Origin of the sequence: Streptomyces sp. ID05-39B (genome assembly GCF_033794725.1) — a bacterium.
GTDB classification, from domain to species: domain Bacteria; phylum Actinomycetota; class Actinomycetes; order Streptomycetales; family Streptomycetaceae; genus Streptomyces; species Streptomyces bobili.
Window position 1 is genome coordinate 21,915 of the sequence record NZ_JARGEF010000019.1, and the last position, 23,906, is coordinate 45,820.

Below are 23,906 nucleotides of genomic sequence, written 5' to 3' on the forward strand. Positions count from 1 at the left end.
CTCGTAGGAGTACGACGTACGACGGGGCCGAAGACACCGGCCGGCGGTCGTCGTTCCCCCTCCCCCGTGAGGGAACCGTTCCCCCGTTCCGGGGAAGCACCGGTCCCGCCGGCCCGCGGGCCCGCCCAGGGCTGCGACTCTTCCAGCATGCCGTACTTGGAACACTTCGTCCCCCCTCCCGACACGTCCGTCGAGGGGGTGCTCTCCCGCATGCGCGCCCTCGACGCGACCCTCCCGCCACGGGACGGGATCGCCGTCTTCAACCGCGTCTATCTCGCCGTGACGCGGGAGGTGGACCGGCACATCGACACCGGCCGGTTCCCCGACGCCCGGGCCGCGGTCACGCTCGACGTGCGGTTCGCGGAGCGGTACCTCGCCGCCGTCGAAGCGGCCACGGCCGACCTCCGCCCGCCGGCCTGCTGGCGCCCGCTGTTCCAGCTCCGCCGCCATCCGGGCGTACGGCCACTGCAGTTCGCGCTGGCGGGCATCAACGCCCATATCGGGCACGACCTGGTGCTCGCCGTCGTGGACGCCTGTCAGAGCCTTGGCTGTGAACCGGCCGACCTGGAGGATGAGTTCGACCGGGTGGGCGAGGTGCTGGTGGCGTTGGAGGAACGCATCCGCGAGGAACTGATGCCGGGACCCGACCTGCTCCAGATCGCCGATCCACTGACCCACCTGCTCGGCTCCTGGAGCCTGGAGCGGGCCCGCGAGGCCACCTGGTCCGCGGCCCGTGCCCTGTGGGCGCTGCGCCGTCTCCCCGACGTGGCCGGGGAGTTCACCGACCGCCTCGACGCGGCGGTCGGCTTCGCGGGCCGCATGCTCCTGACCCCGATGGCGGACTGGCCGGGCGGCGCGGCCGTACCCCGGCTCTGAGGTCGAGGGACGGGACAGGACCGAGGACGGGCCGCCTCTCAGTCCTCCGGCAGCTCGACCGGGGCGATCTCGTCGTACACGTCACCGGGACCCGGGTTGGTCCCGTCCGTGGTGCCGCCGAGGTGGTGCATCACGCCCCAGACCGCGTTGAGGGCCGTCTGCACGGCGCCCTCGGCCCAGCCGGCGGTCCAGGAGATGTCGTCGCCGGCCAGGAAGATGCCCCGCTTGTCCTCGGGCAGCCGGTCCTGCATGAAGTGGGTGAACAGGCGCCGCTGGTAGCGGTAGTGGCCGGGCAGGTTGGCCTTGAACGCTCCCATGAAGCAGGGCTCGTTCTCCCAGGACACGGTCACCGGGTTGCCGATGACGTGCTTCCTGATGTCGACCTTCGGATAGATCTCGCCGAGCGACTTCAGCATGACCTCCATCCGCTCGTTCGCGGACAGCGGCAGCCACTTCAGGCTGTCGTCGCACCAGGTGTACGACAGGCAGATGACGGCGGGCCTGTCCGGGCCGTCGTCCAGGAGGTAGGTCCCCCGCGTCATGCGGTCGGTGAGCGTCATCGACATGACGTCGCGCCCGCTCTCCTCGTCCTTGTCCAGCCAGAACGGGCGGTCGACCGGCACGAACAGCTTGCTCGACTCCATGTAGTGGGTGCGCTCGATCGCCGTCCAGTGGTCGATCGGGAACAACGAGTCGTCGCAGGCGATCTTCGACAGCAGCATCCAGGACTGCGCGGTGAAGATCGCGGCCCGGTACGTGCGGATGTCACCGTTCGCGTCGGTGACGGTGATCCGGTTGCCCGCGGTCCGGTTGAGGCGGGTCACGGCGGGACGGGGCTCGCCGCCCTCGTGCAGACCGGCGAGCGAGGTGCCGTAGGACCAGTGGACGATCTTCTCCGGCTCGCGCTCCCACAGTCGCAGCGGCAGCTGCTGGGAGCCGCCGACGATGCCGCGGTGGTGATCGTCGGCCTCGGTGTAGACGACGCGGAGGATCTCCAGGATGGAGTTGGGGAAGTCGGTGTCCCAGCCGCCGGTGCCGAAGCCGACCTGGCCGAAGATCTCGCGGTGGCGGAAGGACCGGAAGGCCTCGGAGTCGCAGAGGAAGCCGTAGAAGGTCTGGTTGTCGAGCTTCTCGACGAGCTTCGCCCAGATCTCGCGGATGCGCGGCACATCGCGCTCGCGCATGGCCTGGTTCATGTCGGAGAAGTCGGCGCCCTCCTCGAGGCACTTGTTCCAGGCTGCGGCGACGTCCCGGTAGACCTGCGGCAGGTCGTCGACCGTCTCGGCGTAGTGCGACTCACCCTTGAGGTCGACGACCGTCGAGGGCGTGACCTCGGCGAGGGGGTTGGGGAACGGCCGGGTCTCCAGGCCCACCAGGTCGATGTAGTGCTGGAGGGCCGTGGAGGACGGCGGGAAGCGCATCGCGCCCATCTCGGCGGTCAGCGAGGGGTCGCAGCCGTCGAAGCCCACGGTGCGCAGCCGCCCGCCGATCTGATCGGCCTCGTACACGACCGGCTTGAGGCCCATCTTCATCAGCTCGTACGCGGCGACGATGCCGGACAGTCCGCCGCCGATCACGGCGACCTCCGTGCCGTGCTCGGTCGCCGGGAGCTGGCCGAGGCCCGCCGGGTGGGCGAGGAAGTCGTCGTACGCGTACGGGAAGTCCGGGCCGAACATGGTGATCGGCAGCTGCTGCTCGTCTGCGTGCTCGACGGCGTTGGGCACGGTGGACGTCATGGGGTGCGGACTCCTTGCGACAACGAAGAGACAGGGGAGGAGAGGAGAGGAGAGGAGAGGAGAGGAGAGGAGAGGGGGTCAGACCAGGGACCCGTAGAGGCCGGGGCGGCGGTCCTTCAGGTACGGGTTCGCCTCGCGGGACGCGGCCACGAAGGCGGGGTCCGCGTCGGCGAACACGAGTTCCTCCTCGCGTCCGGCGCGGGCACGGGCGACGCCGTCGGGGCCGGCCAGTGTCGAGAGACCGACGAACTCGAACTCCCCTTCCCGGCCCACCCGGTTGACGTAGGCGACGTACATCTGGTTCTCGAAGGCGCGCACCGGGATCATCGACTCGGCGACGAACTGGAAGGGGTGCATCTGCGCCGTCGGCACCACCAGGAGGCCGGTGCCGGCCAGGGCGTGGGCGCGGACGTTCTCCGGGAACTCGACGTCGTAGCAGATCATGAGGCCGACGGTCAGGCCACCCAGTTCGGCCTGGACGACCGGCTGGTCACCGGGCGTGAAGTGGTCGCGTTCGAAGCAGCCGAAGAGATGGGTCTTGCGGTAGTTCGCGAGGCGGACGCCGTCGGCGGAGATCAGCTGGGCGGAGTTGTACACCGTCTCGCCGTCGCGCTCCGGGTAGCCGTAGGCGACCGCGAGGCCGTGCCGCCCGGCGAGGTCGGCGACCGCGTCAGCGGAGTCGCCGTCGGCGGGCTCGGCGAGGCGGGCGATGTCGTCGCCGATCGCGTAGCCGGTGAGGAACATCTCCGGCGCCACGAGCAGCCCGGCGCCCGCGGCGGCGGCACGGCCGGCGGCCTCGTCGAGAACCTTGAGGTTCTCCACGACCGAGCCGGGCCGGCCGGAGCTCTGGAGCAGGGCGATGCGCATGCGTGTTCCTCACCGGAAGCGGAAGGGTGTGGGGGACACCTAGACGGTACGGTCCGCTGACCAGCGCGGACAAGCGGAAGCCGTTGCGCGCTGGTGAGCGGTTCGTTGCGTGCGCGGGGGGTGTGGCGGCGATTCGTTGCGCGGCCCGGCCCCCGCGGCCATCGGCGCGCGAGGCCGGCCACGCGCCCGTCCCCACCGCCACGCGAGCCCGACCCGGCACCCGCCACCACCACCACGCGAGCCCGACCCGGCACCCGCCACGGAAGCCCGACCCCGCGCCCGCGGCGAGGGCGAGCGCGGAGGCCGTGAGCAGCGCGCCGAACCCGCGGCGGCCCAGGCGTTCGGCCGGGCCGGCGAGCAGGCTTCCGGCGGTGACACCGGCCCAGATCATCACCAGCAGGTAGGGGATGGTCGCGTCGGCGGCGCCGGTGTCGCGTGCCAGCAGCGGGGTGTACTCGTCGAGGGCGCCCCAGACGGCGGCGACGGCCGGGACGAGCAGCAGGGCGCCGCGCACGGAGCGGTCGCGGCGGGCCTCGCCGAGACCGGCCCGCAGGGTGGCCGCCCAGCCCTCACCGTCCGGTACGGCCGTCGCGGGGCCGCGGTGCTCCGGGAAGCGGGTCGCCGTCGCCGCGCAGAGCAGACAGGCCAGCACACTGGCCGCACCGACCGCCGGATAGCCGTACGCCGCGAACACCGGACCGGCCAGGGCCATCGCCGTCATCACCGCGACCTGGCCGGCCGCCTGGGCCCGGCCCATGATCCGGGCGTAGCGGTCCGCCGCGCCGAGGCGCTCCAGCTCCTCGTAGACCAGGGCCTCCAGCGCACCGGACCCCAGCGCCCCGCGCGCGCCCCACAGCACGAAGCCCGCGGCGAAGGCCCAGTAGGACGGGACGAACACCCACAGGGCGAAGCCGGCCGCGCCCAGCAGCGGGCCGAGCCACAGCAGCAGGCGGCGCGAGACGGCGTCCGCCCAGGCACCGGAGGGGACCTCCAGCAGGACGCCGGTCGCCGACCAGAGGACGAACAGCGAGGAGATCTGTCCGACGGACAGCCCTGTGTCGGCGAAGAGCAGCGCGTACACCGGGTAGAGCAGGACGAACTCGTCCAGGAACGCATAGCCGTACAGCGTGGCCGTGAGCCGCCGTACGCCGGGCACGGCGACGGGCACACGCGCAGGTGAGAGAGTCATGAGGCCTTCCCGAAGGGACGTATCGGACACCGGGGGTACGGCGTCCGAGGCGGCCCTCGGGAGGCACGGCTACGGGATCAATGTCGCCAGGTCATGGCATCGAGGGTAGACCCGGGCCCGGCTCGCTCACCAGCCCTTTGCGGGGCGGGCGGCGCTCAGGTCGGTGAGCCGGACGAGAAGCGGCGCAGCAGCGGGGAGAGCACCAGTACGGACTTGGTGCGCTCGACGAACGGCTCCCCCGCGATCCGCTCCAGGACGCGCTCGAAGTGACGCATGTCGGCGGCGAAGACCTGGGCGATCGCGTCCGCCTCCCCGGTGACGGTGGAGGCGGCCACGACTTCCTGGTAGCGCTCCAGGCCCCGCTGGATGGTCTCCGGCGAGGTGTTGCGCCGGCAGTAGATCTCGACGTACCCCTCGGTCTCCCAGCCCAGGGCCGCCGGGTCGACGCGGACCGTGAAGCCGGTGATGGCCCCGGTGGCGCGCAGCCGGTCCACGCGCCGCTTCACGGCGGGCGCGGAGAGGCCGACGAGTTGCCCGATGTCCGCGTAGGAGCGACGGGCGTCCTCGGCGAGGGCGTGCACGATGCGTTCGTCGAGATCGTTCAGCACTGCGGGTCGTTCACTTCACTTCGGATGACGCGAGGCGGGAGCGGCGATGGCCGTAAAGGAAGTAGAACACGAGGCCGACCGCCATCCAGACACCGAAGACCACCCAGGTGACGGCGGACAGGCTGCCCATCATCCAGACGCAGAAGGCGAAGCCCAGCGCGGGCAGCAGGGGCGACAGCGGGACACGGAAGGTGCGGGGCATCTCCGGGCGGGTCCGGCGCAGGATCACGACGGCCACGTTGACCAGTGCGAAGGCGAAGAGGGTGCCGATGCTGGTGGCGTCGGCCAGCTGGCCCAGCGGTACGGCCGCGGCCAGGACGCCGCAGAAGAGGGAGACGATCAGCGTGTTGGCGCGGGGTGCGCCGGTCTTGGGGTGGACGCGGGAGAACACCTTGGGCACGAGCCCGTCCCGGGACATCGCGAAGAGGATGCGGGTCTGGCCGTACAGGACGGTCAGGACGACGCTCGCGATGGCGATGACGGCGCAGAACGCCAGCAGGGTGCCCCAGAACGCCTGGCCGGTGACGTCGCGCATGATCTGGGCGAGCGCGGCCTCGGAGTCGGTGAAGCCCTGCCAGGGCCTGGCGCCCACGGCGACGGCGGCGACGAGGACGTACAGCGTGGTCACGATGACCAGGGACAGCATGATCGCGCGGGGCAGGTCGCGCTGGGCGTTCGTCGCCTCCTCGCCGGCGGTGGAGGCGGCGTCGAAGCCGATGTACGAGAAGAAGAGCGTGGCCCCGGCGGCGCTGACGCCGGCCATGCCGAGCGGCATGAAGTCCTCGTAGTTGCCCGAGCGGAAGCCCTGGACGCCGATCGCGCAGAACATCACCAGCGCTGCGATCTTCACGACGACCATGACGGTGTTGGCGCGGGCGGACTCGCGGGCGCCGCCGAGCAGGAACGTCATCGCCAGCAGGACGACGATCAGGGCGGGCAGGTTGAAGACACCGCCGTCACCGGGCGGGGCGGACAGGGCGGCCGGGATGGTCACGCCGATGGTGCCGTCGAGCAGTTCGTTGAGGTACTCGCCCCAGCCGACGGCGACGGCGGCGACCGACACGCCGTACTCCAGGACCAGGCACCAGCCGCAGATCCAGGCGATCAGCTCACCCATCGTTGCGTACGCATACGAGTAGGAGGAGCCGGCGACCGGGATGGTGCCCGCCAGTTCGGCGTAGGACAGGGCCGAGAAGAGTGCCGTGAGTCCGGCGATCACGAAGGACAGCGTGACGGCGGGGCCGGCTTTGGGGACCGCCTCGCCGAGGACGACGAAGATGCCCGTACCGAGCGTCGCGCCGATACTGATCATGGTGAGCTGCCACAGCCCGAGGGAGCGCCGCAGTGACCCTCCCTCGCCCTGGCCACCCTCGGCGACCAGGTGTTCCACGGGCTTGCGCCGCATGAGGCGCACGCCGAGCCCGGGGGATGCGGGGACGGTGCGGTCGCGCTGCTGCGGGGGTGCGCCTTGGTCGAGCACGCGCTGACTCCTTTGTCGCTGCGAGGTGGAGCGACGGGGACCGGCGGCACCCCTGCGTGAACAGGAACCCACCGAGCGGGGTCCCCGCCACACCTTGTACAGCGCACGACCCTACGAGGCGGAGCGTTGCCGGTGTAATGCAGCAACCTTGCGCGTATCCGCAAGATCGTTGCGTCTATCCCGGCGGGGTGCCTATTCGTTGCGCGGCGACGGCTGTGCACGTCAGGGGCCCCTGACGGGGAGGCGGCACGAAAGAAGAAGCCGCGGGCCCGGCCGGAGCCGGACCCGCGGGAACTCGTCTTCGCGGCGGTCAGCTCCAGCTGGCGTGCAGGGGCTGGCCCTCCGCGTAACCGGCAGCGCTCTGGATGCCGACGATGGCCTTCTCGGCGAACTCCTCCAGGGAGGCGGCACCGGCGTAGGTGCAGGAGGAGCGGACGCCCGCGATGATCGCGTCGATCAGGTCCTCGACGCCCGGACGGGCCGGGTCGAGGAACATGCGGGAGGTGGAGATGCCCTCCTCGAACAGCGCCTTGCGGGCGCGGTCGTACGCCGACTCCTCGGAGGTGCGGTTGCGTACGGCGCGCGCGGACGCCATGCCGAACGACTCCTTGTAGAGCCGTCCGCTCGCGTCCTGCTGGAGGTCGCCCGGGGACTCGTAGGTGCCGGAGAACCAGGAGCCGATCATCACGTTGGACGCGCCGGCCGCGAGGGCCATCGCCACGTCGCGCGGGTGGCGGACACCGCCGTCGGCCCACACGTGCTTGCCGTACTTCCTGGCCTCGGCCGCGCACTCCAGGACCGCGGAGAACTGCGGCCGGCCCACGCCGGTCATCATGCGGGTGGTGCACATGGCGCCGGGGCCGACGCCTACCTTGATGATGTCGGCGCCCGCGTCGATCAGGTCCTTGACGCCCTCGGCGGACACGATGTTCCCTGCGACGATCGGGACCTGCGGGTCGAGGTCGCGCACCAGCCTGATCGCGTTGAGCATCGACTCCTGGTGGCCGTGGGCCGTGTCGATGACGAGGGTGTCGACGCCGGCGTCCAGCAGCAGCTTGGCCTTCTCGGCGAAGTCACCGTTGATGCCGACGGCGGCGGCGATCCGCAGCCTGCCCCGCGCGTCGGTGGCGGGCGTGTAGAGCGTGGCGCGCAGGGCGCCCTTGCGGGTGAGGATGCCGGCGAGCCGGCCGTCCGCGTCGACGGCGGGGGCGTAGCGCCGGTTGGCCGCGTCGAGGGTGTTGAAGGCCTCACGGGGGTCGATGTCCGCGTCGAGCAGCAGCAGGTCCTTCGACATGACCTCGGTGAGCTGCGTGAAGCGGTCGACGCCGCTGAGGTCCGCGTCGGTGACGACACCGACGGGGCGGCCGTCGCCGTCCACGACGACGCCGGCGTTGTGCGCGCGCTTGGGCAGCAGGGCCAGCGCGTCGGCGACGGTCTGGTGCGGGGCGAGCACGATCGGGGTGTCCAGCACGAGGTGGCGGCTCTTGACCCAGGAGATGACGTCGGTGACGACGTCGATCGGGATGTCCTGGGGGATCACCACGAGCCCGCCGCGCCGCGCCACGGTCTCGGCCATCCGTCGCCCGGCGACGGCGGTCATGTTGGCGACGACCAGCGGGACCGTGGTGCCGGTGCCGTCCGGGGAGTTGAGGTCCACGCCCAGACGCGACCCGACCGCACTGCGGCTCGGCACCATGAAGACGTCGTCGTAGGTGAGGTCGTAGGCGGGCTGGATGTCGTTGAGGAAACGCACGTGCTGCACATCCCAGTCGATCAGAGGTGACCCCCGGACCGGCCGGCCAGGGGGCAGAGCACGTACTTCATTGTCCCATGAGAGCCGTCATGCCCGATCCGGGACGATCGTCCAGGCTGGTCAGGAGGGCGTTCGGAGGAACGTCCGAGAGATGCCCACGAGGCCGGACACCGAAGCGCCCGCAGAGCGCCCACCGGCTAGCGCTCCCGCCGAGCCGACTCCCCGAGCGCCCCGCAGAGCCGGCCTGTCGGGCGCACACGAGGCCCACCGGTCGGACACACTCGGTGCCACCGGTCGGGGCACACTCGGTGCCCACCAGTGGGGCGCCGCGCCCGACGCCCGCCGTCCGAACGCACACGACGCCCCACCCATCGGGCACACCACGACGCTCACCGGTCGGAACGCGCCCGATGCCGCCCGCCGAGCCCACGCCGAGCCCGCCGCTCAAACGCCCGAGCCGCCCCCGAGGGCGAGCGCCACCGACAGCTCCGGCGTCCGGTCCACGGCCTGCGCGAACACGTCCTCGGCGACCGCCCACTCCTGCGCGTTCTCCCGCGCGAACGGCCGCCAGCCCCGTACGACGACCAGCAGCCCCCCGTCCGTGCCCTCCGCGGGCCAGACGCCGGGGTCGGACAGGCAGTCGACGAGCGCGTCCCAGTTGCGCCCGAACCACTCGGGCAGGCCCAGAGCACGGGCGGCGCGGTCCATCAGGCCGGCCTTGTCCGTGACCCCGTCGAGGTCCAGTGTGACCACGTGCTGCGTCATCCGCGTACCGCCCTGAACGAGTCGTAGTGATCGTCGGTGTAGTAGATCTCGCCGCCCTGCCCGGTGACGATGCGCCGGGCCCCGCGGTCGCGCGAGCCCGGCGTGGGCACGGTGTACTCGCGGTAGTAGCCCCGCTCGCGCCGGGGCAGCAGCCCCTCGAAGTTGCCGAAGACGGCGCCGTCCCTGGCGTACGGGAAGGGCCCGCCCGCGTCGATGAGGTCCAGGGTCCGCCGGGCCTCGGCCGGCAGCTCGGAGATCGTGACGGTGGCCGGACCGTCCGACCGGGACGGTCCGGTGGAGGGCTCCGTCGTCGTACAGCCCGGCAGCAGCACGAGCAGGCAGGCCGTGAGCAGGATCAGCAGGCCGGGAAGCACACGGGGGACGCACCGCAGCAGCATGCGTCGATGCTGTCACGGCCGTCCCCTCATGACCTGCTGTCGTGGCCGGTCAGACCCCGTCGGGGTCCGCCCGGTTCAGGGCGGGCCTGGGCGGCGGGCCCGCCGTCATCAGGTAGTCCGCGGCCGAGGTGTCCGTCACCAGGCTGGTGACGAGCCCCGAGCGCAGCACCGCGTCGATCGCGCCCGCCTTGCGCTGACCGCCCGCGATCGCGACGACCTCCGGGATACGGCGGAGCTGGTCCGCCTTGACGGTGATGCACCGCTCGCCGAGGTCCCGGCCGACCCGGCGCCCCTCGGAGTCGAAGAGGTGCGCGGACATCTCGGCGGCGACACCGAGCGAGGCGTAGTGCGCCCGCTCCTCGTCGCTGAGCATGTCGTGCACCGTCGAGATGCCCGGCTCCCAGGAGCCGATGGAGACACAGGCGACCGTGACCTTGTCGAAGTACTCGAAGGCGCGGGCGATCCCGGTCTGGTGGCGCAGCGCGATCGCGGTGGCCGCGTCCGGCAGCAGCATCGGCGCGTAGATGGGGTGCGCGTCACCGCCGGACACCTGGGCGGCACGGCGGACGGCCTCGACCGAGCCGCGCTCGGCGGTCCCGGCGTCGTACACGCCCGTCAGCTGCACCACCGTGCAGGGCGGCAGCCGGTCCAGCGCCGCCGCCATGTGGATGGTGGACCGGCCCCAGGCCAGGCCCAGGACGTCCCCCTCGTTGAGCAGCTCGCCGAGCAGGTCGGCGGCCACCTCCCCCAGGTTCTCGGGGTCGGGCGACTCCTCGGCGTCGGCCGGGGACTCGACCACCACTGCGTGCCTGAGGCCGTACCTGGCGCGGAGCGCGTCGGAGCGCTCGGCGTCCAGTTCGGCCGGCACACGGATCTCGATCCGTACGAGATCCCGTTCGAGAGCGGTTTCCAGGACCCTGGCCACCTTGAAGCGGCTGACGCCGAACTCCTCGGCGATCTGGATCTTGGATTTGCCCTCGAGGTAGAAGCGGCGGGCCATGGCCGCCGCCTGCACCAGCTCAGCGGGTCCCATCCGCATGGCTGACCGGCCCGCCGACATACCCGACACGGCGATCTCCTCACTGCTGTTCACACTCTGGATACGCCGTTCATCCTTGCAGATGCGGCGCACTTGATCGGTCCCGATGAAAAGCCGTTCACGTAGCCGTGGTTCAGTGGTCGCACGCCCAGGACGCCTTGGCGGTCGCCGCGTCCGCCTGCGCGCGCAGCGCACGGACCGCCTCGGCCGGGTCCTCGGCGCCGTACACCGCCGAACCGGCCACGAAGACGTCCGCGCCCGCCTCCGCGCAGCGCTCGATCGTCGACGCCGAGACACCTCCGTCGACCTGGAGCCACAGCTGAAGTCCGTGCTTGCCGATCAGCTCCCGGGTGCGGCGGATCTTCGGCAGCATGATGTCGAGAAAGGCCTGGCCGCCGAAGCCCGGCTCGACGGTCATGATCAGCAGCATGTCCAGCTCGGGCAGCAGGTCCTCGTACGGCTCGATCGGCGTCGCCGGCTTCAGCGCCATGGAGGCGCGGGCACCCTTGGCGCGGATCTCGCGGGCCAGCCGCACCGGCGCGGCGGCCGCCTCGACGTGGAAGGTGACGGACGAGGCACCCGCCTCGACGTACTGGGGGGCCCAGCGATCGGGGTCCTCGATCATCAGATGGCAGTCCAGCGGGGTGTCCGTCGCGCGGGCCAGCGACTCCACGATCGGCACGCCGAGCGTGAGGTTCGGGACGAAGTGGTTGTCCATGACGTCGACATGGAGCCAGTCGGCTCCGGCGACCGCCTCGGCCTCGTCCGCGAGGCGGGCGAAGTCGGCGGACAGGATGCTGGGGTTGATCTGCGCGGCCATGCCCCAAGCCTGCCATGCCCCACGGGGGTTAGCGGCATCGGTCCCGAACGGATATCCGGCTCTGTACAGTGCGGGCCGTCGGCGCGCTGTCGCACGGCCGTCGCCCTCGCACCGCTGGCCCGCGGTCAGCCGGTGCGCCGGATGATCGCCAGGTACATCGCGTCGGTCCCGTGCACATGCGGCCAGAGCTGGATGTCGGGGCCGTCACCGAGCGAGGGCACGCCCGGGAGCAGGGGCCGGGCGTCGACGAGTTCGGTCTGCGGGAACTGCTTGAGCAGGTCGGCGACGACCGCCCGGGTCTCGGCGAGATGCGGCGAGCAGGTGGCGTACCCGACGACGCCCCCGACCCGCACGGACTCCAGGGCGGTCCGCAGCAGCCCGCGCTGCAGGGGCGCGAAGCCGTCCAGGTCCTCCGTCTTGCGCCGCCAGCGCGCCTCGGGCCGGCGGCGCAGGGCGCCGAGCCCGGTGCAGGGCACGTCCATCAGCACCCGGTCGAAGGAGCCGGGCCGCCACGGCGGCCGCGTCCCGTCGGCGGTCACGACCTGGTACGGGCCGGGGTTCCCGTCGAGCGCCTTGGCCACGAGCCGTGCCCGGTGCGGCTGCTTCTCCGAGGCCAGCAGCACGGCACCGCGTTCGGCGGCGAGCGCCGCCAGCAGGGCGGCCTTGCCGCCGGGCCCGGCGCACCCGTCGAGCCAGTGCGCGTCACTCCCGTCCAGGGGCGCGTTGGCGAGCGCGAGCGCCACGAGCTGGCTGCCCTCGTCCTGTACGCCCGCGCGCCCGGACCGCACGGCGTCGATCGCGCCGGGCTCGCCGCCTTCGGTGAGCCGCACGGCGTACGGCGACCAGCGTCCGGCGACGGCGGCCTCCTCGTCCATCAGCTCGTCCGTCGTGGACCGTCCGGGCCGGGCGACCAGGGTGACCTCGGGCCGCTCGTTGTCGGCCTTGAGCAGTTCCTCGATGCCGGCCCGGCCGCCGCCGAGGGAGTCCCACAGCGCGGAGACGATCCAGCGCGGGTGCGAGTGGACGAGGGCGAGATGGTCCTCGGGGTCGTCCTCGTAGGGCGGCGCGATCTTCTCGGTCCAGGCGTTGAAGTCGTGCTGAGCGACCTTGCGCAGGACGGCGTTGACGAACTTGGCCCGCCCGTCGCCCAGCACCACCCGCGCCAGCTCGACCGAGGCGGACACGGCGGCGTGCGTCGGGATGCGCGTCCCGAGCAGCTGGTGCGCCCCCAGGCTGAGCACGTCGAGCACCGGCGGGTCCACCTCCCGCAGCGGCCGGTCGACGCACGCGGCGACGATCGCGTCGTACGTCCCCTGCCGCCGCAGCGTCCCGTACACCAGCTCGGTGGCGAGGGCGGCGTCCCGCCCGTCGAAGTCCCCGCTCGCCCGTGCCTTGCGCAGCAGCGGCGGCAGCACGAGGTTGGCGTAGGCGTCCCGCTCGTCCACGGCCCGCAGCACCTCGAAGGCGAGGAAGCGGACGGGGTCCTTCTTGGGCCGACGGTGGGGCTTGCCGGTGGTGCGGGGACGGCTGGGCTGCTCGCTCACGAAAAAGGTGCTCCGGATTGCAGGATGACGGTACGCCCAGCCTACGACGGGCAGACGGGACCCCGGCGCGGGGCGTCACCCCAGGCGGCACTCGCCGGCTACTCCCCGCCTACTCCCCGCCTACTCCCCGGCAGGCTCCCCGACCCGCTCGCCGTCCGCGATGCGCACCCCACGGGCCCAGTCCGCCGCCCGCATCGGCTTCTTGCCCTGCGCCTGCACCCACAGCAGCTCGACGGCGTGCGAACCGGTGCCCACGTGCACGCTGTTCTTGCCGACGGCCAGCTCGCCCGCCGCGAGATCATCGCGCCCGGGCGCCGTCCGCACCTGGATCAGCTTGAGCCGCTCCCCGCGGAACGTCGTCCAGGCACCGGGCGCCGGCGTGCACCCGCGCACCACACGGTCGACGCGCAGGGCGGGAGCGGACCAGTCGACCTGGGCGTACTCGACAGTGATCTTCGGGGCGAGGGTGATGCCGTCCTGAGGCTGCGGTACGGCCTTCAGCGTGCCGTCCTCGATGCCGTCCATGGTGGCCGCGAGCAGACCGGCTCCCGCGAAGGCCAGCCGGGTCAGCAGGTCACCACTGGTGTCGGTGGGCCGGACCTCCTCCGTCACCGTGCCGTAGACGGGTCCTGAGTCGAGCCCCTCCTCGATGAGGAACGTGGAGGCGCCCGTGATCTCGTCACCCGCCATCACTGCGTGCTGCACCGGCGCGGCACCCCGCCAGGCGGGCAGCAGCGAGAAGTGCAGATTGACCCAGCCGCGGGCCGGGATGTCGAGGGCCGCCTTCGGAAGCAGGGCGCCGTAGGCGACGACGGGACAGCAGTCCGGTGCGATCTCCTTGAGCCGCGCCAGGAACTCCGGCTCCCGCGGCCGGACGGGCTTGAGCACCTCGATCCCGGCCTCCTCGGCCCGCTGGGCCACGGGAGAGGCGACCAGCCTGCGCCCCCGGCCCGCCTGCGCGTCGGGTCGCGTGACGACGGCGGCCACCTCGTGCCGCCCGGAGGCGAGCAGGGCGTCCAGAGCGGGAACGGCGACCTCGGGGGTACCGGCGAAGACGAGCTTCATGAGTGGGCACGGGCCTCTCGAAGGAAACGGACGACGGGCGACGCACAAGTTTATTGCGCGAGAAGGAAGAGCCGCCGACGGCGCCGAGCCCCCACGGGAGGGGTTCACTTCACTTCCCTGTCCGGCCGATCGGGCGGTGCGCGGGTGGAAGACGGAAACGGCGAAGGCCGAAGGCCGAGCCGAGACCACGCCGGGGGCGTACGCATATGCCCATACGCCCCCACACCGTGACCAGCGGAGCGCACCCGCGTTGGTCAAGACAGAGTTGACCACACCGGACCGCGCCGACCGCGGCCCGGCCCATATCTCTTCAACGCCGGTTCGAGAGGCTTGTTCATGGCCGACCACGCAACCCACGACGCCCAGGCCCGGGCCAGCCTGCAATTGCTGGTGCGGGACATCGAGCGGGTCCGCCGGCAGGTGGACGCGCTGCGCACCCTCACCGCCCAGCTGGGCAACGTCTACCGCCCCCGCCGCTCCGGCCCGTCCACGGGCTTCGTCGTCTACGGACGCGCCCCCGCCCCGACGGTGCGCCTCGCCCAGGAACTGCGGGACAGTGTCGAGACCCTGGTCACCGCGGCGGTGGACTTCGACCGCTCGCTCGGCTTCTCGTGGGACGCGGTGGGCTCCGCGCTCGGCGTCACCAAGCAGGCGGTCCACCGCCGCTACGGCGCCCGCCGGACCGCCGCTCGGACGGCCGGCGCCACCGCCACGGACGTCGAGCGCACGGTGGCGGAGGCTCCGGCCCCCCGCACGGTCAATGTGGGCGCCGGCGTCTCCGTGGTGCCCACGGTCCCCGCGGCCCGCTCGATGCCGACCCAGCCCACGGGAGGCAGCTCGTCCCTGCGCGAGGAGGCGAGACCGACGGCCTTCCCCGGCCCGCGCAACGGCTGACGGCGCTCCGCCCCCACTGCCCTCTCGGCACCCGCCCGAGAGGGCAGACGCATGTCCGCGGCGCCGACGCCCTCGCCGCGTGGCGGCCCACCGCCGAGGCCGGCGCCGCTGCCCGCCCCGCGCCTCCTGCGACCCTCACCCGATGTCCTGCGGATCGACCCGCACCCACACGGCCCCCGAGCCCTCGCCCCGCGAGCCCGCGGCGCCGCCCCGCGCCGCCATCCGTGCGGCCTGGGCCGTCTTCAGCGCCGCGGCCAGAGCGGCGCCCTTCCCGGGCGGCACCCGGATCAGCGCACGCTCCCACTGCTCGCCGGGCGGCGGCGCCCCCGGCCGACGGGTCCGCCCCTCGGGGGTGACCGGCAGCGGGACGGGCCCGAGCACCTCGGCCTCCGGGGGCAGCTCGACGGAATGCAGGAAGGCAGCCAGCGCGTCCGGCGCCGCGGCGACGGCCGCCATCCGCGACACCGGCGGAAAGCCCAGCTCGGCCCGCTCGGCCAGCTCCCGCACGGCATGTCCGACCGGGTCCCACCGCACCAGCGCCTGCACCGGCCGCAGGGTCGGTTCGGCGACGACGACCACGGTGCCGCCGTCGCCCTGCGGCCGTACCAGCGAGGCGGCGGCGATCCAGCGCCGCAGCGCGTCCTCCCCGGCCCGCAGGTCGGGGCGTCCGACCATGGCCCAGCCGTCCAGCAGCAGGGCTGCCGCGTACCCGCCCTCGGCGACGGGCTCGGCCCCCGGTGTACTCACGACGAGCGCGGGCGTACCCGGCACGGTGTCCAGCACCTGCTCCCGCCCGGAGGTACGCACCGGAACGGCCGGGAAGGCCCGGCCCAGTTCCTCGGCGGTCCGCCGCGCGCCGACCACCTGCGCGCGCAGCCGGAAGCCCCCGCACTCCGGGCAGTGCCAGGCGTTCTCCTCCCGCCCGCACCAGCCGCACGACAGCGACCCGCTGTCCCGCGCCTCCAGGGGCCCAGAGCAGTGCCGGCACCGGGCGGGCGCGCGGCACGTGGCGCACGCCATGCGCGGCACGTAGCCGCGCCGGGGGACCTGCACGAGCACGGGACCGTGCCGCAGTCCCTCACGGACGGCCTGCCAGGCGAGGCTGGGCAGCCGGGCGGCCCGCGCCGCCTCGTCCCGGGCGAGATCCTGGTCCCCCACGGTCCGCACCAGCGGCACGGCCCGGCGCACCTGCTCGCGCCCGGCGACCAGGGGCCGCGCCCATCCGCTCTCGACCAGCTGCGCGCCCTCGACGGTGCAGCTCCAGCCCCCCATCAGGAAGGCACACCCGTCCTGTGCCGCCCGCAGCAGCAGCACGTCACGCGCGTGCGGCTGGGGGGCGTGCAGCTCGCTGTGGCTGTCGTCCCCGTCGTCCCACACGGCCACCAGCCCGAGGTCACGTACCGGGGCGAACATGGCGGCCCGCGTCCCGACGACCGCCCGCACACTGCCGCGCCGCACGGCGAGCCACTCCCGGTACCGCTTCTGTGGCCCGGCGTCGGCGGTGAGCAGCGCATGCCGCCCCTCCCCCAGCAGAGCCGTCAGAGCACCGTCCACCCGCGCGGCGGCCCGTCCGTCCGGTACGACGACGAGGGCGCCGCGCCCCGAGGCCAGCGTGGCGGCGACGGCGCGGGCCAGTTCCTCGCTCCATCCGGAACCGGGCAGGGCGTTCCACACGGCCCGTGGGGCCCCTCCCGAGGCCAGCGCGTCGAGGTACGCGCCCCCGTGCTCATAACGCCCCCAGGACCCCGGCTGTGGCGCCTGGGGCGGCGGAAGCGGCTCGGGCGAGGGCCGCTGCTCGGCACGGGCGCTGCGCGGCGGCACGGCCAGCTGGAGGACGTCCGCCAGGCTCCCCGCGTAACGGTCGGCGACGGACCGCGCCAGCCCCAGCAGCTCCGGGCCCAGGACGGGCTCGGGCGAGACGACCTGGGCGAGGGCGGCCAGCGGTCCCGCGTAGTCCGACTCGGCGAGCCGCTCGACGAGGAACCCGTCGATCAGGCCCCCGCCCTCGCGACGCCCCTCGCGCACCCGTCCGCGCCCTGCCCCGAAGCGCACCCGCACCCGCACGCCCGGCTGGGCGTCCGCGTCCAGCTCGGCCGGGACCGCGTAGTCGAAGTACCGGTCGAGGTGCAGGACTCCCTTGTCGACGAGCACCCGCGCGACCGGCAGCCGCTCGGCCAGCGCGGCACCCCGCCAGGTCCGGGGCTTCGCCCGCGGCGCCTTGGCCTGCCGGACCGTCTCCCGCAGAAGCGCGAGCTGCTCCGGCGGCGCGCCGTCTCCGCCGCCACCGCCGCCCTGCCGCCCGTTCTCGCTGCTCACGCCTGCATTCATACCAAACGCCACTGACAACGGCCCGCGCCGAACGCCCCACCTCTCAGCCCCCGCCCGCGGGGCCGGGCCGCCGGCCGGTCAGCCCCGGCCCGGTGGGCGGGGCCGTACAACGCCGAGGCCCGGCCTCCCTGAGGAGGCCGGGCCCGGAGCGTGCGTCGCGGTCGGGAGCTCAGATTCCCGCCGCCTCCTTGAGCGCGTCCACGCGGTCCGTGCGCTCCCACGTGAAGTCGGGAAGCTCGCGGCCGAAGTGGCCGTACGCGGCGGTCTGGGCGTAGATCGGGCGCAGCAGGTCGAGGTCGCGGATGATCGCGGCCGGACGGAGGTCGAAGACCTCGTCGATGGCCTTCTCGATCTTCTCGGGGTCGATCTTGTGCGTGCCGAACGTCTCGACGAACAGGCCGACCGGCTCGGCCTTGCCGATCGCGTAGGCGACCTGGACCTCGCACCGCGCGGCCAGGCCGGCGGCGACGACGTTCTTCGCGACCCAGCGCATCGCGTAGGCGGCGGAGCGGTCGACCTTGGACGGGTCCTTGCCGGAGAAGGCGCCGCCGCCGTGGCGGGCGAAGCCGCCGTACGTGTCGATGATGATCTTGCGGCCGGTGAGGCCGGCGTCGCCCATCGGGCCGCCGATCTCGAAGCGGCCGGTGGGGTTGACCAGCAGGCGGTAGTTCTCGGTGTCGAGCTTGATGCCCTCGCCGAGCAGCGCCTTCAGCTCCGGCTCCACGACGAACTCGCGGATGTCGGGCGCCAGCAGCGACTCCAGGTCGATGTCGGACGCGTGCTGCGAGGAGACGACAACCGTGTCCAGCCGGACCGCCTTGTCGCCGTCGTACTCGATGGTGACCTGCGTCTTGCCGTCGGGGCGCAGGTAGGGGATGGTCCCGTTCTTGCGGACGTCCGAGAGGCGCTTCGCCAGGCGGTGGGCCAGGAAGATCGGGAGCGGCATCAGCGTCGGCGTCTCGTCGGACGCGTAGCCGAACATCAGGCCCTGGTCGCCGGCGCCCTGACGGTCCAGCTCGTCCTCGTCGCCCTCGACCCGGGTCTCGTAGGCCGTGTCGACGCCCTGGGCGATGTCCGGGGACTGCGCGCCGATGGACACCGAGACGCCGCAGGAGGCGCCGTCGAAGCCCTTCTTCGAGGAGTCGTAGCCGATCTCCAGGATCTTGTCCCGGACGAGCTGCGGGATCGGCGCGTACGCCTTGGTGGTGACCTCGCCGGCGACGTGCACCAGACCGGTCGTGATCAGGGTTTCCACGGCGACCCGGGACGCCGGGTCCTCGCGCAGGAGCGCGTCGAGGATGGTGTCGCTGATCTGGTCAGCGATCTTGTCGGGGTGACCCTCGGTGACGGACTCCGAGGTGAACAGGCGACGGGACACAACGCTCCCTGGGGTTGCAGCGGCTGCTGGCTCATCATGGGCGGGCGCGCCGGGAGCTGCGCCCGGCGTCGTCCGACAACAGTTTATCGGTCACGCTTCACCATCGGCCCACCTGTCTCGCCTCTCGGGAGCCTTGTGACCTGCGGCACAGGCATTCTGCCGAATGCGAGCCTCTGTTGGCCAGGGGCGCACACCCGAACGGGCAAGCTCGGGGAACCGTGACGCGCATCAAACAATCACCGCAGGTGCCGCGTCACCAGGTCCCACACGATTTCGGCCAGGGCTTCCTTGGGGCCGTACGGGACCGGGGTCTCGCTTCCGTCGGCGCCCAGGACGACCGCCTCGTTCTCCTCCGAGCCGAAGGTCTTGCGCTCCCCCACCTCGTTGACCACCAGCAGGTCACAGCCCTTGCGACGGAGCTTGGCCCGGCCGTTGGCCAGCACGTCGTCGGTCTCGGCGGCGAAGCCGACGACGACCTGGCCGGGGCGGGCGCGCTCGGCGGAGATCTCCGCGAGGATGTCCGGATTTCGCAGGAGAACGACGGGGTCCGGATCCTGCCCGTCCTTCTTCTTGATCTTGCCCGTGGCGTAGTTCGCGGGCCGGAAGTCGGCGACCGCGGCGGCCATGACCACCGCGTCGGCGTCGGCCGCCGCCTTCAGCACCGCTTCCCGAAGCTGTACGGCGGTGCCGACCGGGACGACGTCGACGCCCGCGGGGTCGGGCAGCGCGGCGTTGGCCGCGACGAGCGTGACGCGGGCGCCGCGGGCGGCGGCGGTACGGGCGAGGGCGTAACCCTGCTTGCCGGAGGAGCGGTTGCCGAGGAAGCGGACGGGGTCGAGAGGCTCACGGGTGCCGCCGGCACTGACGACGACATGGCGTCCGGTCAGATCCGGTTCCCGTACGCCGCGGGCCAGCACGCGTCGGCAGATCTCGAAGATCTCGGCGGGGTCCGGCAGCCGGCCCTTGCCGGTGTCGACGCCGGTGAGCCGGCCGACGGCGGGTTCGACGACGACGGCGCCACGCCGGCGCAGCGTCGCCACGTTCTCCTGGGTGGCCGGGTGCTCCCACATCTCGGTGTGCATCGCCGGGGCGAAGACGACCGGACAGCGGGCGGTGAGCAGGGTGTTCGTCAGCAGGTCGTCGGCCAGGCCGTGGGCGGCCTTGGCGAGCATGTCGGCCGTGGCGGGGGCGACGACGACCAGGTCGGCGTGCTGGCCGATGCGGACGTGCGGGACCTCGTGGACGTCGTCCCAGACCTCGGTGGAGACCGGGTGGCCGGAGAGGGCGGACCAGGTGGCCGCGCCGACGAAGTGCAGGGCGGAGGCGGTGGGGACGACGCGTACGTCGTGGCCCGACTCGGTCAGTCTGCGCAGCAGCTCGCAGGCCTTGTAGGCGGCGATGCCGCCACTGACCCCCAGCACGACCTTGGGTTTGTCCACCGTCTCTCCCCGACCTCGGAAAACGTACGCCGTGGCTCCCGGCGTACGCGTCCATGCTGCATCATCGCGGGAGCCTGCCCCCCGCACCCCCGAGCAGACCACAGGCCCGGCAGTCGCGCTGCCGGGCCTGTGGAAAAACTCACCGCAAGCTGAAAATACTACTGAGCCGGGCCCTCGATGGCCTCGGACGTCAGCAGACCCGCGTTGATCTCGCGGAGCGCGATCGAGAGCGGCTTCTCGTGGACGTGGGTGTCGACGAGCGGACCGACGTACTCGAGGAGGCCCTCGCCGAGCTGCGAGTAGTACGCGTTGATCTGGCGGGCCCGCTTGGCCGCGTAGATCACGAGGCTGTACTTCGAGTCGGTGGCCTCGAGGAGCTCGTCGATCGGCGGGTTGATGATGCCCTCGGGAGCGGAGATGGAAGAGGACACGCTCTACCTTCCGATAGGTGGGAAAAGACGGGCGGTGATCACATGGTCCTGATCACACGACATCCATCAAGGCTAGCAGCTCGCGCGCCACGTCCTCGACGGAGGTGTTGACCAGGGTCTCGTCGAACTCCGGCTCGGCCGCGAGTTCGATCTTGGCCGCGTCCAGGCGGCGTGCGATCACCTCGGGCGGCTCGGTACCGCGGCCGGTGAGTCTGCGCACCAGCTCCTCCCAGGAGGGCGGGGCGAGGAACACCAGCCGGGCCTCCGGCATGGAGCCGCGGACCTGCCGGGCGCCCTGGAGATCGATCTCCAGGAGGACGGGCTCGCCCGCCTCCAGACGATCCAGTACGGCGGCACGCGGGGTGCCGTAGCGATTGCCGGCGAACTCGGCCCACTCCAGCAGCTCGCCGTTGGCGATCAGCTTGTCCATCTCGTCGTCGGTGACGAAGAAATAGTGGACGCCGTGCTGCTCGCCGGGGCGGGGCCTGCGGGTCGTCGCCGACACCGAGAGCCAGACCTCGGGATGTTCTTTGCGCATATGAGCGACGACCGTGCTCTTGCCGACCCCTGAGGGGCCGGAGAGCACGGTCAGCCGCGGACGTGCGTCCGGGGGTTCGGGGGTCGTCCCCCGGGGTGTTACAGCCATGCAGCGATTATTCCAGTTGTCTCGCCGTGCCCGGGACGCTCCGCCCCGAGCACTTCGGACTCACTTGGCCGTGTCGCCGAACTCACGCTCCAGGGACGCGATCTGGTTGGAGCCGAGACCTCGCACTCGGCGACTCTCGGAGATGCCGAGCCGCTCCATGATCTGCTTGGCGCGGACTTTGCCCACGCCCGGCAGGGACTCCAGGAGGGCGGAGACCTTCATCTTGCCGACGACGTCGTTCTCCTGGCCCTGCTTGATCACCTCGTGAAGGGAGGCGCCGGAGTGCTTGAGTCGATTCTTGACCTCGGCCCGCTCCCGGCGAGCCGCGGCGGCCTTTTCGAGCGCGGCTGCGCGCTGTTCGGGGGTAAGGGGCGGAAGAGCCACGCCTACGTCACCTCGGATGTCGAACTGTCGGATACGGACCGGTGAGGAACCTGGTCGCCCCTCACCTGGGGAGCTACGGGCGACACGCTTGCCCGTTCACCCTCCGCTCGGAGACTAGCGGGCAACACCGCCAGAGTCAGCGAGAACAGCGGAAAAGTCCTGGTCAGCCTCAGCCAGGACGGATATTTAAGACAAATTGCCCCGGATTTGAGGATGTATTCAGGCTCAAGTCCGTCCGCGGCCGTCCGACAGAGGTCCCGGTCGGACGGCCTACGGCGTTCAGGCGGCTTCGACCGCGGCCCGCACCTGTTGCGCGAATCGGTCCGCCTGGTCACGCAGCGCGACGATGTCGGGTCCGTGCCGCAGCACTCCGCGGCTGACGTTCGGCACGACGTTGCGCACCGCGGCCCCGAAGACCCGCGGCAGGTCCGCCGGGGTGGCGCCCTGTGCCCCGATGCCGGGGGCGAGGATCGGCCCGTTGATGTCGAGGTCGTACGTCGACAGGTCACCGAGCGTGGCGCCGACGACCGCGCCGAAGGAGCCCAGCGGCTCCTCCCCGGTGTTCTCGGCGGCCAGGTGCGCCAGCATGGTCGCGCCGACGGTACGTCCGTCCGCGCGGACCGCGTGCTGGACCTCACCGCCCTCCGGGTTGGAGGTCAGCGCCAGCACGAACAGTCCTGCGCCGCTCTCGCGCGCGAGTGCCACGGCGGGCGAGAGCGAGCCGTAGCCGAGGTACGGCGAGACGGTCAGCGCGTCCGAGAAGAGCGGGGAGTCCTTGCGCAGGAAGGTCTCGGCGTACGCCGCCATGGTCGAGCCGATGTCGCCGCGCTTGGCGTCCATCACGACCAGGGCGCCGGCCGCCCGCGCCTCCTCGACGGACTTCTCCAGGACGGCGACCCCCCGCGAGCCGAACCGCTCGAAGAAGGCGCTCTGCGGCTTCAGGACGGCGACGCGGTCGGCCATGGCCTCGACGACCGTGCGGCTGAACCGCTCCAGACCGGCGACGGTGTCGTCCAGGCCCCACTCTGAGAGCAGCGAGGCGTGCGGGTCGATGCCGACGCACAGCGGGCCGCGCTCGTCCATGGCACGGCGCAGGCGGGCGCCGAAGGGTTCCAGGGTCATACCGTCTTCCTCACGTCGGCGCCGACCGCGTCGGCGAGGGTGGCGTACGGGCTGGTGCGCAGGCGGGCGGCGAGCCCCTTGTGGACCGCGCGGGCCCAGAAGGGACCCTCGTAGACGAAGGCGCTGTAGCCCTGGACCAGGGTGGCGCCCGCCAGGATGCGTTCCCAGGCGTCCTCGGCGCTCTGGACGCCGCCTACGCCCACCAGGGTGATGCGGTCGCCCACGCGCGCGTAGAGGCGCCTCAGCACCTCCAGGGAGCGCGCCTTGAGCGGCGCCCCCGACAGGCCGCCGGTCTCCTTCACCACAGCGGGGTCGGACGTCAGCCCGAGGCCCTCGCGCGCGATGGTGGTGTTCGTGGCGATGATCCCGTCCAGGCCGAGTTCCACGGCGAGGTCGGCGACGGCGTCCACGTCCTCGTCGGCGAGGTCGGGGGCGATCTTCACCAGCAGCGGCACACGCCGGTGGGCGACCGTACGGTCGGCGGCCTCGCGCACGGCGCTCAGCAGCGGCCGCAGCGCCTCCGTGGCCTGGAGGTTGCGCAGGCCGGGGGTGTTCGGCGAGGAGACGTTGACGACCAGGTAGTCGGCGTAGGGCGCGAGCCGCTCGGCCGACTTCACGTAGTCGGCGACCGCCTCGGCCTCCGGTACGGCCTTGGTCTTGCCGATGTTGACGCCCACGACGGTCCGGAAGACGGGCTCGCGGGAGGCGAGCCGCGCGGCGACGGTCAGCGAGCCCTCGTTGTTGAAGCCCATGCGGTTGATCAGCGCCCGGTCGGCGACCAGGCGGAACAGCCGCTTCCTGGGGTTGCCGGGCTGTGCCTCCCCGGTGACCGTGCCGATCTCGACGTGGTCGAAGCCCACCATCGCCATGCCGTCCACGGCGACCGCGTTCTTGTCGAAGCCGGCGGCGAGCCCGAAGGGGCCGTGCATGCGCAGCCCGAAGGCCTCGGTGCGCAGTTCCTTGTGGCGGGGGGCGAGGGCAGCCGCGAGGAAGGTGCGCAGGCCCGGGATGCGGGCGGCGAGCCGGATCCAGCGGAAGGCCAGGTGGTGGGCCTTCTCCGGATCCATCCGGGAGAAGACCAGGCGGAAGAAGAGCTTGTACATCACTGTGTCCTCATAAAGCAGAGTCCTCATACAGAGGGGGA

General features: G+C 72.3%; 21 protein-coding genes and 1 pseudogene. 2 read left to right on the forward strand and 20 right to left on the reverse strand.

Annotation, left to right across the window (positions count from 1 at the left end; translation table 11 throughout):
• Window positions 1–147 precede the first annotated feature (147 nt).
• Window positions 148–876 carry a DUF5995 family protein gene (locus P1P75_RS07345; protein ID WP_319252715.1) on the forward strand — a complete coding sequence of 243 codons (729 nt, stop codon included), beginning with the start codon at window positions 148–150 and terminating at the stop codon, window positions 874–876.
• Window positions 877–914: 38 nt separating this feature from the next.
• On the opposite strand, the gene P1P75_RS07350 is transcribed toward P1P75_RS07345, so the two are convergent.
• The 12 genes and pseudogenes from P1P75_RS07350 to fmt all read right to left on the reverse strand — a co-directional run bounded on the left by P1P75_RS07350 (window position 915) and on the right by fmt (window position 14,140).
• Window positions 915–2,612 carry an NAD(P)/FAD-dependent oxidoreductase gene (locus P1P75_RS07350; protein ID WP_319252717.1) on the reverse strand — a complete coding sequence of 566 codons (1,698 nt, stop codon included), beginning with the start codon at window positions 2,610–2,612 and terminating at the stop codon, window positions 915–917.
• 78 nt (window positions 2,613–2,690) lie between these two features.
• Complete coding sequence (locus tag P1P75_RS07355) at window positions 2,691–3,479, reverse strand: carbon-nitrogen hydrolase family protein (RefSeq protein ID WP_319252719.1); 789 nt, start codon at window positions 3,477–3,479, stop codon at window positions 2,691–2,693.
• Between the two features lie 265 nt (window positions 3,480–3,744).
• A pseudogene (locus tag P1P75_RS07360) lies at window positions 3,745–4,668 on the reverse strand (MFS transporter); the annotation flags it as partial.
• Between the two features lie 155 nt (window positions 4,669–4,823).
• On the reverse strand, window positions 4,824–5,276 hold the full coding sequence (locus tag P1P75_RS07365) for an Lrp/AsnC family transcriptional regulator (protein ID WP_073493514.1): 453 nt from the start codon (window positions 5,274–5,276) through the stop codon (window positions 4,824–4,826).
• A 10-nt stretch (window positions 5,277–5,286) separates the two neighbouring features.
• Complete coding sequence (locus P1P75_RS07370) at window positions 5,287–6,756, reverse strand: amino acid permease (protein WP_319252721.1); 1,470 nt, start codon at window positions 6,754–6,756, stop codon at window positions 5,287–5,289.
• Window positions 6,757–7,066: 310 nt separating this feature from the next.
• Window positions 7,067–8,509, reverse strand: a complete 1,443-nt coding sequence (locus P1P75_RS07375; RefSeq protein WP_319252768.1) for a GuaB1 family IMP dehydrogenase-related protein — start codon at window positions 8,507–8,509, stop codon at window positions 7,067–7,069.
• 444 nt (window positions 8,510–8,953) lie between these two features.
• Complete coding sequence (locus tag P1P75_RS07380) at window positions 8,954–9,274, reverse strand: barstar family protein (RefSeq protein ID WP_319252723.1); 321 nt, start codon at window positions 9,272–9,274, stop codon at window positions 8,954–8,956.
• A complete protein-coding gene (locus P1P75_RS07385) occupies window positions 9,271–9,672 on the reverse strand; it encodes a ribonuclease domain-containing protein (RefSeq protein ID WP_319252725.1) in 402 nt (133 codons plus the stop codon). Before P1P75_RS07385 ends, P1P75_RS07380 begins: the two co-directional genes overlap by 4 nt.
• Window positions 9,673–9,721: 49 nt before the next feature.
• Window positions 9,722–10,765: a sugar-binding transcriptional regulator gene (locus P1P75_RS07390; protein WP_073493508.1), complete on the reverse strand. Its 1,044-nt coding sequence runs from the start codon at window positions 10,763–10,765 to the stop codon at window positions 9,722–9,724.
• A gap of 79 nt (window positions 10,766–10,844) precedes the next feature.
• The gene (rpe, locus tag P1P75_RS07395) at window positions 10,845–11,531 is read right to left on the reverse strand and encodes a ribulose-phosphate 3-epimerase (RefSeq protein WP_319252728.1); all 687 of its coding nucleotides are present in this window, start codon (window positions 11,529–11,531) and stop codon (window positions 10,845–10,847) included.
• Between the two features lie 125 nt (window positions 11,532–11,656).
• The gene (locus P1P75_RS07400; protein WP_319252730.1) at window positions 11,657–13,075 is read right to left on the reverse strand and encodes a transcription antitermination factor NusB; all 1,419 of its coding nucleotides are present in this window, start codon (window positions 13,073–13,075) and stop codon (window positions 11,657–11,659) included.
• Between the two features lie 120 nt (window positions 13,076–13,195).
• The gene (gene fmt / locus P1P75_RS07405; RefSeq protein WP_319252732.1) at window positions 13,196–14,140 is read right to left on the reverse strand and encodes a methionyl-tRNA formyltransferase; all 945 of its coding nucleotides are present in this window, start codon (window positions 14,138–14,140) and stop codon (window positions 13,196–13,198) included.
• Window positions 14,141–14,476: 336 nt separating this feature from the next.
• Between fmt and P1P75_RS07410 the strand changes: the two genes are divergently transcribed.
• The gene (locus tag P1P75_RS07410; protein WP_319252734.1) at window positions 14,477–15,034 is read left to right on the forward strand and encodes a hypothetical protein; all 558 of its coding nucleotides are present in this window, start codon (window positions 14,477–14,479) and stop codon (window positions 15,032–15,034) included.
• A gap of 135 nt (window positions 15,035–15,169) precedes the next feature.
• On the opposite strand, the gene P1P75_RS07415 is transcribed toward P1P75_RS07410, so the two are convergent.
• The 8 genes from P1P75_RS07415 to P1P75_RS07450 all read right to left on the reverse strand — a co-directional run bounded on the left by P1P75_RS07415 (window position 15,170) and on the right by P1P75_RS07450 (window position 23,865).
• Window positions 15,170–17,350, reverse strand: coding sequence for a primosomal protein N' (locus tag P1P75_RS07415; protein WP_319252736.1), 2,181 nt, complete (start codon window positions 17,348–17,350; stop codon window positions 15,170–15,172).
• 181 nt (window positions 17,351–17,531) lie between these two features.
• Window positions 17,532–18,740: a methionine adenosyltransferase gene (metK, locus tag P1P75_RS07420; RefSeq protein ID WP_319252738.1), complete on the reverse strand. Its 1,209-nt coding sequence runs from the start codon at window positions 18,738–18,740 to the stop codon at window positions 17,532–17,534.
• Between the two features lie 236 nt (window positions 18,741–18,976).
• Entirely contained in the window at window positions 18,977–20,179 is a 1,203-nt protein-coding gene (gene coaBC, locus P1P75_RS07425; RefSeq protein ID WP_319252740.1) for a bifunctional phosphopantothenoylcysteine decarboxylase/phosphopantothenate--cysteine ligase CoaBC, read from the reverse strand.
• A gap of 158 nt (window positions 20,180–20,337) precedes the next feature.
• Window positions 20,338–20,610: a DNA-directed RNA polymerase subunit omega gene (gene rpoZ / locus P1P75_RS07430; protein WP_003977348.1), complete on the reverse strand. Its 273-nt coding sequence runs from the start codon at window positions 20,608–20,610 to the stop codon at window positions 20,338–20,340.
• Between the two features lie 52 nt (window positions 20,611–20,662).
• Window positions 20,663–21,256 (reverse strand): guanylate kinase, encoded by a 594-nt coding sequence (gene gmk, locus P1P75_RS07435; RefSeq protein ID WP_319252742.1) that lies wholly within the window; start codon window positions 21,254–21,256, stop codon window positions 20,663–20,665.
• A gap of 60 nt (window positions 21,257–21,316) precedes the next feature.
• Window positions 21,317–21,640 carry an integration host factor gene (locus tag P1P75_RS07440; protein WP_073493500.1) on the reverse strand — a complete coding sequence of 108 codons (324 nt, stop codon included), beginning with the start codon at window positions 21,638–21,640 and terminating at the stop codon, window positions 21,317–21,319.
• Between the two features lie 279 nt (window positions 21,641–21,919).
• Window positions 21,920–22,762 carry an orotidine-5'-phosphate decarboxylase gene (gene pyrF / locus P1P75_RS07445; RefSeq protein WP_319252744.1) on the reverse strand — a complete coding sequence of 281 codons (843 nt, stop codon included), beginning with the start codon at window positions 22,760–22,762 and terminating at the stop codon, window positions 21,920–21,922.
• Window positions 22,759–23,865 carry a quinone-dependent dihydroorotate dehydrogenase gene (locus P1P75_RS07450; RefSeq protein ID WP_319252746.1) on the reverse strand — a complete coding sequence of 369 codons (1,107 nt, stop codon included), beginning with the start codon at window positions 23,863–23,865 and terminating at the stop codon, window positions 22,759–22,761. The genes pyrF and P1P75_RS07450 overlap by 4 nt, the downstream gene beginning before the upstream one ends.
• Window positions 23,866–23,906 lie beyond the last annotated feature (41 nt).

Coding starts and splice junctions, on each gene's coding strand:
- P1P75_RS07410 (WP_319252734.1), top strand. CDS start 14,477: ATGGCCGACCACGCAACCCACGACGCCCAGGCCCGGGCCAGCCTGCAA.
- P1P75_RS07380 (WP_319252723.1), bottom strand. CDS start 9,274: ATGACGCAGCACGTGGTCACACTGGACCTCGACGGGGTCACGGACAAG.
- P1P75_RS07385 (WP_319252725.1), bottom strand. CDS start 9,672: ATGCTGCTGCGGTGCGTCCCCCGTGTGCTTCCCGGCCTGCTGATCCTG.
- gmk (WP_319252742.1), bottom strand. CDS start 21,256: ATGGCTGTAACACCCCGGGGGACGACCCCCGAACCCCCGGACGCACGT.
- P1P75_RS07350 (WP_319252717.1), bottom strand. CDS start 2,612: ATGACGTCCACCGTGCCCAACGCCGTCGAGCACGCAGACGAGCAGCAG.
- P1P75_RS07450 (WP_319252746.1), bottom strand. CDS start 23,865: ATGTACAAGCTCTTCTTCCGCCTGGTCTTCTCCCGGATGGATCCGGAG.
- rpe (WP_319252728.1), bottom strand. CDS start 11,531: ATGGCCGCGCAGATCAACCCCAGCATCCTGTCCGCCGACTTCGCCCGC.
- fmt (WP_319252732.1), bottom strand. CDS start 14,140: ATGAAGCTCGTCTTCGCCGGTACCCCCGAGGTCGCCGTTCCCGCTCTG.
- P1P75_RS07355 (WP_319252719.1), bottom strand. CDS start 3,479: ATGCGCATCGCCCTGCTCCAGAGCTCCGGCCGGCCCGGCTCGGTCGTG.
- P1P75_RS07345 (WP_319252715.1), top strand. CDS start 148: ATGCCGTACTTGGAACACTTCGTCCCCCCTCCCGACACGTCCGTCGAG.
- pyrF (WP_319252744.1), bottom strand. CDS start 22,762: ATGACCCTGGAACCCTTCGGCGCCCGCCTGCGCCGTGCCATGGACGAG.